Consider the following 14,324-nt stretch of genomic DNA (forward strand, 5'->3'; position numbering starts at 1 on the left):
CTAATGACGATGTTGCGCTTTAAAAGGGCAAATACATCAACATTAGCTTTTTTTAATTCCTTTATTTTTATTCAACTTCTGTAGTGCCAGATAAATTCACACCTATTATACCACCTAGAAGTGCAACAGCTAGATAAAGACTATGATAAGCAGACTGTTTTAATGTGAATCCTTGTTGATAACCTAGATATTGTACTAAAAATATTAATAATGTGAAACCCACCCCAATCATAGCTCCAATCATCCATCCTTTAGTTTTTCCTTTTAATCCTGCAATTAATCCTCCAATGAATAGAGCTAAAATACCAATTATTAAAGTAACTAAACTTAAAGCTGACTCACTAAATTCTGTGAAATTAAGAAGCAAAGCAAGAATTAAACTGGATATGATTAGAATGCCAAATAAAGCTACCCATCCATATAACAACGCAGTCCATTGATTTCTGTTCAAACCATTATCCCCCTTTGGAAAGTGTTTGTCCTCATCTAATACAGTTTATTCCTAAGAATTCAATTTAGAAGAAGATATTTCATTCTATCTTTGCATATAGTGTTATAGAGGGGACTTCCTTCAATAGGTGGATTAATTACTGACGACGTTTGGTAAGACTTAGCGAATGATACTCTCATGAACATATTACCTTCTTTTCTAGTATTTTACGGAGTTTTGTTGTCGCCTTATCACGGTATAAAGTGTGAAAATTTACTCTGTGGGGTATTATTGCCAGTTACATACGGAATAAATAAATATTTGTAACGAGAGGATAAAAAATATGGAAGTAATTCTTACAGCAATTATCTTTATCGTAAGTTATATATTTATTATGACGGAAAAAGTAAATCGAGCAATTATCGCACTAGCAGGAGGAACTCTGCTAATATTAACAGGGGTATATACGATAGATGAAGTATTTACGCAGTATATTGATTGGAATACAATTGCATTATTATTTTCTATGATGGTCCTCATTTCAATTACTGAAAAAACAGGACTATTTACATTTATCGCAATTCGTTTTGCGCAAAAAGTAAAGGGGAATCCGATTGCTTTACTGATTGGGTCTGGTATTCTAACGGCTATTGGTTCAGCATTTCTAGATAATGTAACAACTGTGTTAATTTTTGTACCTGTTATGATTCAAATAACGAAATTATTAAATTTACCGTTGTTTCCCTTTTTATTAATGATCATTTTTAGTTCAAATATAGGAGGTTCTGCAACATTGATTGGTGATCCTCCAAATATAATGATTGGACAAGCTGTCGATCATTTTACATTTCTATCATTTCTTCAACATACAGCACCAGTGGCAATAATAATGTTTGTTATCCAGCTATTATTCTTGTTAGTTATATTTCGAAAATCTTTAAAGGAAGCACGACCAGAAGTTGAGAAAATAGCGAAACTGAACGCAAAGGAAAAATTACTAATCTCTCCTTTATTATATAAATCTGTAAGTGTATTATTGCTAACCATAACGGGTTTTATATTTCATTCAATTGTACATGTTTCTATGACTGCTATTGCATTATCAGGGGCTATTCTTCTTCTACTGCTTACAGAAAAAGATTTACATACAGAAAAAGTATTCTCTAAAGTAGAGTGGGTAACATTATTTTTCTTTATTGGTTTATTTACTATTGTTGGTGGGTTAGAACAGGTTGGTATTATTGATGAACTAGCAAGATTTTTAGTTGCAACTACAGAAGGGGACTATGTAACGACTACAATTCTTATATTATGGATGTCTGGGATTTTCTCTGGGTTTATTGATAATATTCCATTTGTTGCAGCTATGATTCCAGTAATTCAAGAATTTGAATCTTATGGAATGATATATTTAGACCCAATTTGGTGGGCACTAGCAATAGGAGCTTGTTTAGGAGGTAATGCAACGTTAATTGGTGCTTCAGCAAATGTTGTTGTTGCGGGGATGGCAGAGACTGCAGGTGAAAAAATATCTTTCCTTCGTTTTATGAAATTTGGATTGATAATCGTATTTATATCACTAATTGTTTCTTCCATATATATTTATTTTCGCTATTTATTACCGTATACCAATATGTAAATACGTGATCACTGAATGAAATTAAATAACGAACAATAATTAGGATATTTGAATGTGCATGCTTTAAGGGTAAGCATGTCAAATCCAACTATTGTTCGTTATTTTTGTTTTCCATGTTTTAAAACGTGTGACTAGAAAGGGTTACTTTTTTCTGAATATAGGTATTTGTTGAAGCTCTTGTTTTGTAATAAATTTTAATATAAATAACAATAGGATATATATCAAAAGCAATGCCATCAATAACGCACCAAAAATTATTATCTGCCCGTCAAGATTAGGTATGATTTGTTTCAAAGCATATCCGATTCCAAATGTAACAATAATCAAGACAATCATCTTTACAAAGTCAATAAATGGAATCATATAATTAATATTTTTCTTTAATACGGCTAAGTGAAGCAGAGTGACAATTACGACACTTGCACAAATTGCCATAGCAGCACCTAATATGCCAAATGAAGGATTGGATGCAAATAAAATCATTACTATAAATTTCATCCCCATACCAATAAGACTATTCCACATAGCTGGTCTAGCTAAATCAAGTGCTTGTAGTGCAGATTGTAGGGGAGCTTGTATATAAAGAAATATGAAAAAAGGTGCCATCAACAATAGAAATTTACTTGCAGAACTTGTACCGTACATATAGGTAAGTATCTCTGTAGCGAAGATCGTAAGAACAACAGTTGAAATTGCTCCAGATGCAAAAGAAATACGTATTGATTGATGAATTCGATTATGAATCATACTCATTTGTTTATTCGCTTCTGCTTCTGCTATAGAAGGGACAAGGGCAATAGATAAAGAACTTGTTATAAATGTTGGTAGAAATAATAATGGCATCGCATAACCGGTGAGCTCACCATATTGCTTCGTAGCGACTGTAGCTGTTACTCCGGCAATTGCAAGACTTTGAACAACCAAAATTGGATCTAAAAAGTTAGAGAAAGAACCAATCATTCTGCTACCCAAGGTAGGTAGGGAGATAGAAAATAAGTCTTTTGCAGTTTGTTTTCCTTCAGCTAACGCTTTAAAAAAATTATTCCTTACTTTAATGGTTCGCTTTCGTTTAAACTTACGAACCATATACAGTAATGAAATGAATTCACCAAGAATAACACTAAACATTGCTCCAGCAGCTGCATATTCTACTCCATAAGGAAGAAGGAGGTGAATAAATATAGCGACACATATAATTCTTACTACCTGTTCGATAACTTGAGCTACACTTTGAGGAGTCATATTTTGCTTTCCTTGAAAATACCCGCGTAATACTGCTGATACAGCTGCTATTGGAATAATGGGACTAATTACAATAAGTGGAACCATTACGCGTTCATCTGTTAACAATGTTGATGCAACTAAAGGAGAAAGAAGTATTAATATTGCGGTAAAGACAATACTAGCAGATAGAGTAATTGCTAACGATACAACGACTATTTTCTTAATTCTTTTTTGATCATTTTGCGCATCTGCTTCCGCAACCCGTTTTGAAATAGCAACTGGAAGTCCGAACTGTGTTAATGTCATTACCAGAAATAAAGTTGGTAATGCCATCATATATAGTCCAACACCCTCTTCTCCCATTAATCTTGCAACAACAATACGGTTAATAAATCCCATAAATCGGGTAATCATTCCAGCTACAATTAATATTATAGCTCCTTGTAGAAATGATTGTTTGGTCATAATTGTCGACCTGCCTTCTCAAATATTTAAAATTGATATACAATGATATATATGCAATTAGGTGGACAAAGCATGACAGTTGTTCCTATCTATTAATGGAATTGGTGGCGATAAAATGGAAATGAAGCATACTGTAGATGAATGGAAACAATCCATTATTCCAGCATTACAAAGCAAGGCGGAAGAGCTAGAAATGCTAGGGTATTCACAAGCTACAGTGGATGATGTTTGGAGATGCTTAAAAGAAAAGGTTTGGAAAGGAGATCCTGAAAAACGTCTATATGAAGTTGTGCAGGATATTTTTCACCTAGGTTCAAACATTTACTTAAGCTATTTAACCATGTCTTCCTATCAAAATGAGGACTTGATGGCATCTATTGCTGCATTGACAGAGAACAATGCAGATGCAGAATAATAATCGTACTACATATGAAGGAGGAAATGGATTCGATGAAAAAAAGAGGTAGAATCGTTGCCTTTTTTCTTGTTGTATTAGTTTTGGCAGGAGTAATTGGAACAACGTTTACCAATATCACAAAAGATGTAAATCTTGGGCTTGATTTGCAAGGTGGTTTTGAAGTTTTATATGAAGTAGAACCGGTTGATTCATCTCAAGAAGTGTCACAAAGTTTACTAGAAGGAACAGTACAAACATTAAATGACCGAGTAAACCGGCTCGGAATCAGTGAAGCTGTAATTGATATCGAAGGTGATAATCGTATTCGCGTTCAATTAGCAGGAGTAGATAATCAAGCAGAAGCTAGGGAAATGTTATCAACTTCCGCGCATCTAACCTTCCGTGATGTCAATGATAATTTGTATTTGGATGGTACCGATTTAGTAGAAGGAAGTGCAAAGCAAGACTTTGACCCAAATACAAATGCCCCCATCGTTACTTTGCAATTAAAAGATGGATCTAAGTTTGGGGATGTTACCACTGAAATTAGTGAAATGGAAGATAGCCGATTAGTTATTTGGATGGATTACCAAGAAGGTGATTCTTTTGAAGAAGAAGCGGCAAAAGCTGAACCCAAATATGTATCTGCTCCAAATGTAGATGGACCCATTAATTCTAGTAATGTAATGATTAATGGTAATTTTACAGTTGATTCTGCACAACAAATGGCAGATATTATCAATTCAGGTTCGTTACCTGTACATATGACTGAAATATTTTCAACTTCTGTAGGTGCACAATTTGGTGAACAGGCATTAAACGAGACAGTCTTTGCGGGGATTGTCGGTGTAGCTTTAATTATCTTATTTATGATTGGTTTCTATCGTTTTTCTGGAATAATTGCTGCAATTAATCTCGTAGTATATATATATTTGGTAATCTTAGTTTTTGAAATGTTAAATGGAGTTTTAACATTACCGGGTATCGCTGCGTTAATACTTGGTGTCGGGATGGCGGTTGACGCCAATGTCATTACATTTGAACGAATAAAAGAAGAGCTTCGATTAGGAAAATCCGTGAAAGCTTCCTTTAAATTAGGTAATTCAAATTCGTTTATAACGATACTAGATGCGAATATAACGACTTTAATTGCTGCTGGTGTATTGTTTATTTTCGGAACAAGTTCTGTTAAAGGATTCGCTACGATGTTAATCATTAGTATAATTTTGAGCTTCCTTACAGCAGTTCTTGGAACACGATTATTACTAGGATTATGGGTGCAAAGTGGATTTCTTAAAAACCGCAAAGCATGGCTGGGTGTTAATAAATCACAAATTCAAGACATTGCAAAAGCAGAGGAAGAACCGAAAATTTTTGGACGTTCCATCAATTTTGTCAAACATCGCAAGAAATTTTTTGTTACAACGTCAATTATTGTTATTGTCGGTGCGATAGCAATTGGTATTTTCCGAATAAATCCTGGTGTGGATTTTACAAGTGGTTCCAGAATAGAAGTGGTTGCTGATCAGTCTTTAACTGCCGAAGAGGTGGAAGTGCAATTTGCAGAACTTGGTCATGAAGTTAGCTCCGTGAATTTATCAGGCGAAAATAATCAAATTGCAGTTGCACGTTTTGACACCGTCCTTGATGAATCAGGTGTTGATGAAGTTCAACAGCATTTTAATGAACTTTATGGTCAAGAACCAAGTGTCAGTGTCGTATCTCCAATAGTAGGACAAGAGTTAGTTAAAAATGCAATTTACGCAGTGGCTATAGCATCTATTTTTATGATAGCCTATGTAACCATTCGATTTGAATTTTTCTTTGGTATTACTGCGGTCATTGCACTATTACACGATGTATTTTTGATGCTTGTGTTATTCAGTGTAACTCAAATTGAATTTAACATTACGATAGTCGCAGCAATATTAACTATTGTGGGGTATTCGATCAATAATACAATTGTTATATTTGACCGAATTCGTGAAAACATTCGTCGTGAAAAACGAGTGAAATCCTTTAAAGTGTTAGCCGCAGTAGTTAACAGGAGTATTGTACAATCATTTACCAGAACCATGAATACTTCATTGACAACAATTCTTGCTGTACTAGCATTCCTGATTTTAGGTGCTTCGTCTATTTGGAGTTTTGCGATTGCTTTGCTAGTCGGGTTACTAGCTGGTACGTATTCCTCTTTATTCTTTGCAGCACAACTTTGGCTAGTATGGAGAGGGCGCACGGTTAAAGATAAACCAGTAGATTTTAGGAAAAAAGAAAAAGTAGAAGGACCACAAGTATAAAAATTTAGACTCCATTTTCTAAAAGGAATATGGAGTCTTTTTCTATATCTATATATTTTAAGATGCTAAGATATATTGTGTGCAAATGTGAATGTAACTTTTTTTGATTTTCATTACTGGCGGCATTTTCACAAGACTGGGGTTATAAGGTTTTGAGTAGCAGAAAACAGCTTTTTTAAAGTGGATTGTTGTTTCTGCTTGAGTCGATAGATGCTAAGAATAATTGCAATCTATTTGCTCCTCTTGACTTACTTTTGTATAATAGATTAGTCAGGGGTGAACGTATGTTAGATAGTAAAATGAAATGGAGATATAATCAGCCAATAGACGATGATAAAAGTTCTTTACTAGAAGATCTAGATATATCTCCCTTATTGAAGCAGTTGTTTATTCAACGAGGTGTAACTACAAATGAAGAGGTGCAACGGTTTCTATCCCCGCAAATAGATGATCTTCATCAACCATTTCTTTTAAAGGACATGGAAAAAGCGGTTCAACGAGTACATAAAGCAATACAAAATGAAGAAAAGATTTTAGTATTTGGTGATTATGATGCAGATGGTGTAAGTTCAACAGTAGTTATGTTAAAAGCATTAGCTGAATTAGGGGCTAAATGCGACTTCTATATACCTAATCGATTTACGGAGGGGTATGGCCCAAATGAATCTGCTTTTCGTATGGCATCTGACCAAGGGTACAATGTGATTATTACTGTAGATACTGGTATAACATCTGTTCATGAAGCAAATATTGCAAATGAACTGGGTATGGATTTAATTATTACTGACCATCACGAACCTCAAACCAATATACCTGAATGCTTTGCGATAATACATCCAAAATGTTCTCCCAGTTATCCGTTTAAAGAATTAGCCGGAGTTGGAGTAGCTTTAAAATTTGCGGAAGCTCTGCTAGGCTATTTTCCATCCCAGTTATTATCGTATGCCGCAATTGGGACTATCGCTGATTTAGTACCTTTATTCGATGAGAATAGAGTACTTTCTTACTATGGGTTAAAGGAATTACGAGCTACAACGGATATTGGTTTAAAAGCATTAATTCAAGTATGCCAAATAGAGGATTTAGATGAGCAGTCAATCGGGTTTTCCATTGGCCCGCGACTTAATGCTGTTGGAAGGTTGCAGGATGCTGATTTAGCAGTTGAATTACTTCTTACAGAAGATATGGAATCAGCTATGGAGATGGCCAATGAAATTAATAAAATAAACGATGAACGAAAAAAAGTTGTTCAACGTATTGTTAGTGAAGCGGATCAGATTGTGAGTTCCAAACCAGAGAGAAGAATTATTGTGGTCTCTAATGAAGGCTGGAATCAGGGTGTTCTAGGAATTGTGGCTTCACACCTTGTTCGAAAATATGATCGGCCAGCAATTGTGCTATCAACTCAGCCTGAATTAGGAGTTGTTAAAGGTTCTGCTCGTAGTATTCCTGCCTTTGATTTATTCGAAGGATGTATGCGAATGAGAGACTTGTTTACACACTTTGGTGGACATTCACAAGCTGCAGGCATGACCCTTCCAATAGAAAATGTAGATAAGTTAGAATTTCAACTTGATCATATATTAACTAACGAAATTGATGAAGAAGATTTAAAACAGGAATTGGAAATAAGTGGGCAATTAAATATAGAAAATATCAATTTAGAATTAATACGTGATATATCAAAACTTGCTCCTTTTGGGATGAAAAACCCGAAGCCTGTTTTTCAAATTAAAGAAATCCCTGTAGACATAAAGCGAATTGGGAGTCAAAAGAATCATTTGAAAATGCAATTTCGTAAAAGTTCTACTCGTATGGATGCTATTGGTTTTGGATGGGGGGATGTCTATAATCAAATTGCCCCACAAACACCGATAAAACTTGCTGGAGAATTATCAATAAATGAATGGAATGGTAACCAGACCGCGCAATTAATGATACAGGATATGAAGATAGATGAGTGGCAGTTATTTGATTTTCGAGGTAAACGTAGAGAAAATATTATTCCTCGTTTTGAAGAGGATGCAATCATCATTAGTAATCAAGTAGAAAATCTTGTAAGTGAAGTCAGTCGAGTGAGTTATAATAGAGATATTATTGATGAGTATGATAAATGCAAGACTGTTTATATATATGAACTTCCCAAGCATTTAGATGATTTAAAATATGTGATTAATTATTTTCAACCAAAGAAAATTGTAGCTTGTTATGAGGTCGAATCAAGCAATTATCTATTTGCGTTTCCAAGCAGAGAAGAATTTGTTTGGTACTATGCATTAATTAAAAAACAGGGCTCATTCTACATTCATTCTTATATAGAACCGTTAAAACAGCACAAGGGCTGGAATGATGATAAAATTAATTTTATGTCTGAAGTGTTTTCAGATCTAGGCTTTGTTAGAATAGAAGATGGCAAAATAACGGCATTAGATAAGCCACCTAAGAAGGATTTATCAGAATCAACGGTTTATCAATCACGTAAGCAACAGTCTGAAATAGAAAAACAACTATATTATTCAAATTATGAGGATTTAAGAAAATGGTTTATGGGATGCATGGATTATTTGGAAAATCCAAGGGAGGAAGTAACACATGGAATTTAAAAATTATATTGAGATTGTAGAAGATTGGCCTAAAAAAGGTATTAAATTTAAAGATATTACTCCTTTAATGGCTGATGGAAAAGCATTTAAGTCAGCAGTAGATGAAATTGTAAACTATGCTGAAAATAAAGAAATTGATTTAGTTGTAGGTCCTGAAGCTAGAGGTTTTATTGTTGGTTGTCCTGTTTCATATGCACTTGAAGTAGGTTTTGCTCCAGTACGAAAAGAAGGCAAACTACCTAGAGAAGTAATTAAAGTAGATTATGGATTAGAGTATGGTGAGAATGTACTAACGATTCATAAAGATGCTATTAAGCCAGGTCAACGCGTACTCATCACAGATGATTTGCTAGCAACAGGTGGAACGATAGAAGCTACGATTAAATTAGTTGAGCAACTAGGCGGTATCGTTGTTGGCTGTGCATTTCTTGTTGAATTAGGATACTTAGATGGAAAAGATAAATTAGAAGGATATGATGTATTAACTTTAATGACATATTAAAGTTGTAACGGTAGGTCTGACATTGCCATTGAATTGTCAGACCTACTTCTTTATAATTTTATCCCTCATGTAACGAGCAGTAATAGCACACTTTTAGACTGTGAAGTTTACCAAAGAGGATAAGTAGTGGGATAAATTGTTCAGTAAATGATTAATTTTGTTCAGCCGATATTCAGCGGGGAAGAGCAAAATCCCACTGAATGAAGTTTTACTTTATAGTTGGACAGTATGTATCAAAAAGATTTATAATTGATATTATTTAACAAATGACTCAATTTGATAATTTATATGAATATACAGCAAGTAAAGGTGATTACATGGCAAAAGATGAAAATATAACGATAAGGGATATAGTAGAACAGGCAAAAACATATTTATCTGATGATGATATTGCATTAATAGAGCAGGCATATGAATTTGCTTCCGATGCGCATAAAGATCAATTTCGGAAATCTGGAGAACCATATATTATCCATCCAGTTCAAGTTGCAGGCATATTAGCAAATTTACAGATGGATTCAGAAACGATATCTGCTGGATTTTTACATGATGTTGTTGAGGATACGGATGTAACAGTAGAACAATTAGAGGAAGCTTTTAATTATGAAATTGCGATGTTGGTAGATGGTGTTACCAAGTTAGGTAAAATTCGTTACGAAACAAAAGAAGCTCAACAAGCGGAAAACCATCGGAAAATGTTTGTAGCAATGGCAAAAGATATACGTGTCATCATGATTAAACTTGCAGATCGATTGCATAATATGCGCACATTAAAACATCTTGCTCCAGAAAAACAGCGCAGAATCTCTAATGAAACATTAGAAATATTCGCTCCATTGGCACATCGTTTAGGTATTTCAACAATTAAGTGGGAGTTAGAAGATACTGCCTTACGATATTTAAATCCACAGCAGTATTACCGGATTGTTCAGTTAATGAAGCAAAAGCGTGAAGAAAGAGAATCTTATATTCAAGAAGTTATAGATGAATTGGCCCTCGAATTAGACACAGTTAATATCGAAGCAGAAATGTCCGGTCGGCCGAAACATTTATACAGTATCTACCAAAAAATGGTGAAACAAAAAAAGCAATTTAATGAAATTTATGATTTACTTGCTGTAAGAATCCTTGTTGAAAATATTAAAGATTGCTATGCCGTACTAGGTATTATTCATACAAATTGGAAACCAATGCCAGGACGATTTAAAGATTATATTGCGATGCCTAAACAAAATCTATATCAATCACTTCATACTACAGTAATTGGTCCGAAAGGCGATCCATTAGAAGTACAAATACGTACAAAAGAAATGCATGATATTGCAGAATACGGTATTGCTGCACATTGGGCATATAAAGAAGGAAAAACTTCTCGAGAAAAAAGTAGTTTCGAGGAGAAACTTTCTTGGTTCCGAGAAATATTAGAATGGCAAAGTGAGACTCATGATGCAGAAGAATTTATAGAGTCATTGAAAATTGATTTATTTTCAGACATGGTATATGTATTTACACCTAAAGGAGAAGTGATTGAGCTGCCTTCTGGTTCGATTCCTTTAGATTTTGCATTTAAAATCCATACAGAAATAGGAAATAAAACGATTGGTGCAAAAATTAACGGTAAAATGGAGCCATTAGATTACGAATTACAAAATGGCGATATTGTGGAGGTAATGACTTCCAAACATTCTTATGGCCCTTCTCAAGATTGGTTGAAGATGGTACAAACTTCACAAGCGAAGAGTAAAATTAAGCAGTTCTTTAAAAAACAACAAAGAGACGAGAACATTGTTAAAGGAAAAGAAGCAGTCGAAAAAGAAATACGTGAAAATGATATTGATCCTAAGGAAGTTTTAACCCAAGATAACTTAAATCGAGTATTTGATAAATTTAACTTCCAAAATGAAGATGATATGTATGCGGCAGTTGGTTATCAAGGAATTACTGCTTCATTAATTGCAACGAGGTTAACAGAAAAAATAAGACAATCTCGTGAGAAGGAACAAGATCTAGAAGCAACTATTGAAGAAGTTAAGACAGATTCAGACCAACATATAAAAAGAATGTATAAAAAGGATTCTGGGGTTCGGGTTGCTGGCGTAGATAACTTACTTGTTCGTATTGCTAAATGTTGCAATCCCGTACCAGGAGATGAAATACTAGGCTATATCACAAAAGGCAGAGGTGTGTCAGTACACCGAGCAGATTGTCCAAATGTTCAAACGGAAGAAGCGAAGCAACGATATATAGATGTAATGTGGGAAAGTGAATACGCTGAACGGAAGCAGTATCATGTTGATTTACAAATAACTGGATACGATCGTAGAGGGTTAGTGAATGAAGTTCTTCAAGCAGTAAATGAGACGAAAACGAATATTACACATGTAAATGGAAGATCAGATCGAAATAAGATGGCGATCATTCAATTAACTATATTAATTCATAATACAAATCATTTGCGAAAAATTGTCGACCGAATTAAACAAATTCGAGATGTCTATACTGTAACAAGAACAGTGCAATAGAACAATCATATTTCATCGGAGTGAATTATTCACAACTCGATTCTGTTCAAGGGTATTTGGTTCATACCCTTGTGGTACTAACTAATAGGAAGAACAAAAATCACCACGGAATGCAGTTTCATTTTTTGGTTAGGAGTTATTGTACATGAAGGTAGTTATACAAAGATCAAAAGAAGCAAGTGTATCAGTAGATAATCAAATTGTAGGCAATATATCCAGAGGATTTGTAGTATTGTTAGGTATTACACATGAAGATACACATGAAGATATACAATACTTGGTAAATAAAATTCCTAATTTACGTGTGTTTGAGGATGAAAATGAAAAAATGAATTTATCCTTAAAAGATATAGGTGGAAGTATCCTTTCTGTTTCTCAATTTACTCTGTACGGTGATACGCGTAAAGGAAGAAGACCGAACTTTATGCAAGCAGCAAAACCATCGGTAGCTGAAGATTTATATAATACATTCAATACTTCTTTAAAGAATGAAGGGATACATGTAGAAACAGGGCAATTTGGTGCCATGATGGATGTTAAATTAACCAATGATGGGCCTGTAACTTTAATTATTGATAGTAAAGATAGATAAAAAATCGCCAGTCTTTCGGAAACTGGCGATTTTTTATCGGTTAAAATGTTTGGATAATCCTTCAAGAATTCCACTTACAAGTTGTTTTTGATAACCATTTGTTGAAAGCAAGGCTTCTTGTTCTTTGTTCGAAATAAATCCTAGTTCTAGTAAAAGAGATGGCTGTAAACTTAAGCGAAGAATTTGAAAATCTCCATAAGATATACCACGATCTTCATCCCCTGATGCCCGAACCATTCCTTGGTGAACTGATTCAGCAAGTGGTTTCATTTGATCACTATAATAGAATGTTTCAATCCCGGTGACGTCTGGTAAGTCAGCTACACTGTTGTAATGAATACTAATAAATGCGTCTGTATCAACAAAATTTGTGTAGGATGCTCTACTATTTAAAGAAATGAACTCATCATGGCTTCTTGTCAAGTGAACATCAGCTCCAAGATAAGTTAACTCACTAGCTAGTTCTTGAGCGGTTAGAAAAGTGAAGTCTTTTTCATACGTATTAGAGGTACCAATTGCTCCTACATCTCTTCCTCCGTGACCTGGATCGATAACGATGGTTTTATTTTTAAACCCGTCATTGTTCGGTAACTTTGTTGTATCTGTAACAAAATCTCGATGAACAAAGGCCGTTGATTCTTCGTATTCAACCTCTAGCCATTCTTTCTCGCTGTGAACTATATTTAATATAGTTCCTTGATCAACATATTCAATAATAGCATCATTAACGGATGGACCTGATCTTAGATGTGTATTATTGTACATTGTCTCTGCGGAGTCACTATCTATTTCGTCATATTCTTGTTCTGTTCTTTCTATGTTTATGTACTCTTGTGAAACCCAGCCAGACTCACCGTTATAATCAATTTCGACCCAATCATTTTGTTGTTGTACTAATGGATAAGATTGTCCATCATTTACATTACCGATACTATCGTATTCTGAACCTGGACCACTTCTAACATTTACACCTTCTCCATTTACGATTGCAGTGTTTGCAGTTACTGATTGTTCAAATACAAAGATAGACAGTACTGTAAATAAAATGGTTGTAATTATTTTAGTTAATTTCACGATCTTCCTCCCCAAATGGAACTCTATCTTTTAACAGTATAATAAAAAATACTATTTTAGGCAAAGCTAGAAGTAGAAAAGGAATTTATTTGAGGAGTGGCAATATTGCGAGTGCAAAAAAAGCATTGGAGTGCGAACCAGAATTCTGATCTATTATCTGCAGATCTTCATCATTTTATGGAAATAGAAGAAAGCTCGAATTATATGGAAATTGCTTCTGAACTAGGAATTTCCATTGGTGAAGTGAAATTATTAAAGAAAAAGATAATACGTTCTTGACATTCTTACAAACAGCGATTATTATAATAGACATTCCAAACAAATAAGAACGTACAACCGTTGAAGGAAAAAGTAATTTGGAAGCAGTAGCAAAGAGAGAAATAGTCATTGGCTGGAAGCTATTTCCTATATGCTCCATATGAAAGACATTCTGGAGGTTTTATATCGAATATAGTAGGTATAAACGTGTTGCAGGCGTTAACTGTGAAAGCGGATGTTCTATTTTTGAACATCAACTAGGGTGGCAACGCGGGTAAACTCCCGTCCCTTCTTTATATTGAAGGGACGGGAGTTTTT

General features: G+C 34.4%; 11 protein-coding genes and 1 other annotated feature. Of the genes, 8 read left to right on the forward strand and 3 right to left on the reverse strand.

The window, feature by feature from the left end; all coding sequences use genetic code 11:
* Positions 1 to 67: 67 nt before the first annotated feature.
* Positions 68 to 451 carry a TIGR04086 family membrane protein gene (locus tag ABC346_RS12185; RefSeq protein ID WP_413235098.1) on the reverse strand — a complete coding sequence of 128 codons (384 nt, stop codon included), beginning with the start codon at positions 449 to 451 and terminating at the stop codon, positions 68 to 70.
* Positions 452 to 773: 322 nt separating this feature from the next.
* On the opposite strand from ABC346_RS12185, the gene ABC346_RS12190 reads away from it, so the two are divergent.
* Positions 774 to 2,069, forward strand: a complete 1,296-nt coding sequence (locus tag ABC346_RS12190) for an ArsB/NhaD family transporter (RefSeq protein WP_413235099.1) — start codon at positions 774 to 776, stop codon at positions 2,067 to 2,069.
* A gap of 141 nt (positions 2,070 to 2,210) precedes the next feature.
* Here ABC346_RS12190 and spoVB read toward each other — a convergent pair whose 3' ends face one another.
* Positions 2,211 to 3,758 carry a stage V sporulation protein B gene (gene spoVB / locus ABC346_RS12195; RefSeq protein ID WP_413235100.1) on the reverse strand — a complete coding sequence of 516 codons (1,548 nt, stop codon included), beginning with the start codon at positions 3,756 to 3,758 and terminating at the stop codon, positions 2,211 to 2,213.
* Positions 3,759 to 3,873: 115 nt separating this feature from the next.
* Here spoVB and ABC346_RS12200 point away from each other — a divergent pair, with 115 nt between their 5' ends.
* The 6 genes from ABC346_RS12200 (at position 3,874) to dtd (ending at position 12,674) form a co-directional block, all read left to right on the forward strand.
* Positions 3,874 to 4,173 (forward strand): post-transcriptional regulator, encoded by a 300-nt coding sequence (locus ABC346_RS12200; protein WP_413235101.1) that lies wholly within the window; start codon positions 3,874 to 3,876, stop codon positions 4,171 to 4,173.
* Positions 4,174 to 4,208: 35 nt separating this feature from the next.
* Positions 4,209 to 6,455, forward strand: a complete 2,247-nt coding sequence (gene secDF, locus ABC346_RS12205) for a protein translocase subunit SecDF (RefSeq protein ID WP_413235102.1) — start codon at positions 4,209 to 4,211, stop codon at positions 6,453 to 6,455.
* A gap of 284 nt (positions 6,456 to 6,739) precedes the next feature.
* On the forward strand, positions 6,740 to 9,058 hold the full coding sequence (recJ, locus tag ABC346_RS12210; RefSeq protein WP_413235103.1) for a single-stranded-DNA-specific exonuclease RecJ: 2,319 nt from the start codon (positions 6,740 to 6,742) through the stop codon (positions 9,056 to 9,058).
* Positions 9,048 to 9,560, forward strand: coding sequence for an adenine phosphoribosyltransferase (locus tag ABC346_RS12215; RefSeq protein ID WP_413235104.1), 513 nt, complete (start codon positions 9,048 to 9,050; stop codon positions 9,558 to 9,560). The genes recJ and ABC346_RS12215 overlap by 11 nt, the downstream gene beginning before the upstream one ends.
* A gap of 317 nt (positions 9,561 to 9,877) precedes the next feature.
* Positions 9,878 to 12,082: a RelA/SpoT family protein gene (locus ABC346_RS12220; RefSeq protein ID WP_413235105.1), complete on the forward strand. Its 2,205-nt coding sequence runs from the start codon at positions 9,878 to 9,880 to the stop codon at positions 12,080 to 12,082.
* Positions 12,083 to 12,227: 145 nt separating this feature from the next.
* The gene (gene dtd / locus ABC346_RS12225) at positions 12,228 to 12,674 is read left to right on the forward strand and encodes a D-aminoacyl-tRNA deacylase (protein ID WP_413235106.1); all 447 of its coding nucleotides are present in this window, start codon (positions 12,228 to 12,230) and stop codon (positions 12,672 to 12,674) included.
* A gap of 33 nt (positions 12,675 to 12,707) precedes the next feature.
* Here the strand turns inward: dtd and ABC346_RS12230 are convergent, their stop codons facing one another.
* On the reverse strand, positions 12,708 to 13,748 hold the full coding sequence (locus ABC346_RS12230) for an N-acetylmuramoyl-L-alanine amidase family protein (protein ID WP_413235107.1): 1,041 nt from the start codon (positions 13,746 to 13,748) through the stop codon (positions 12,708 to 12,710).
* 105 nt (positions 13,749 to 13,853) lie between these two features.
* Between ABC346_RS12230 and ABC346_RS12235 the strand changes: the two genes are divergently transcribed.
* Entirely contained in the window at positions 13,854 to 14,027 is a 174-nt protein-coding gene (locus ABC346_RS12235; RefSeq protein WP_413236584.1) for a hypothetical protein, read from the forward strand.
* A gap of 51 nt (positions 14,028 to 14,078) precedes the next feature.
* Positions 14,079 to 14,299, forward strand: a binding site (T-box leader).
* Positions 14,300 to 14,324: the final 25 nt, after the last annotated feature.

It is taken from the genome of Oceanobacillus phoenicis (genome assembly GCF_047238145.1).
In the GTDB taxonomy this organism is placed as follows: Bacteria; Bacillota; Bacilli; order Bacillales; family Amphibacillaceae; genus Oceanobacillus.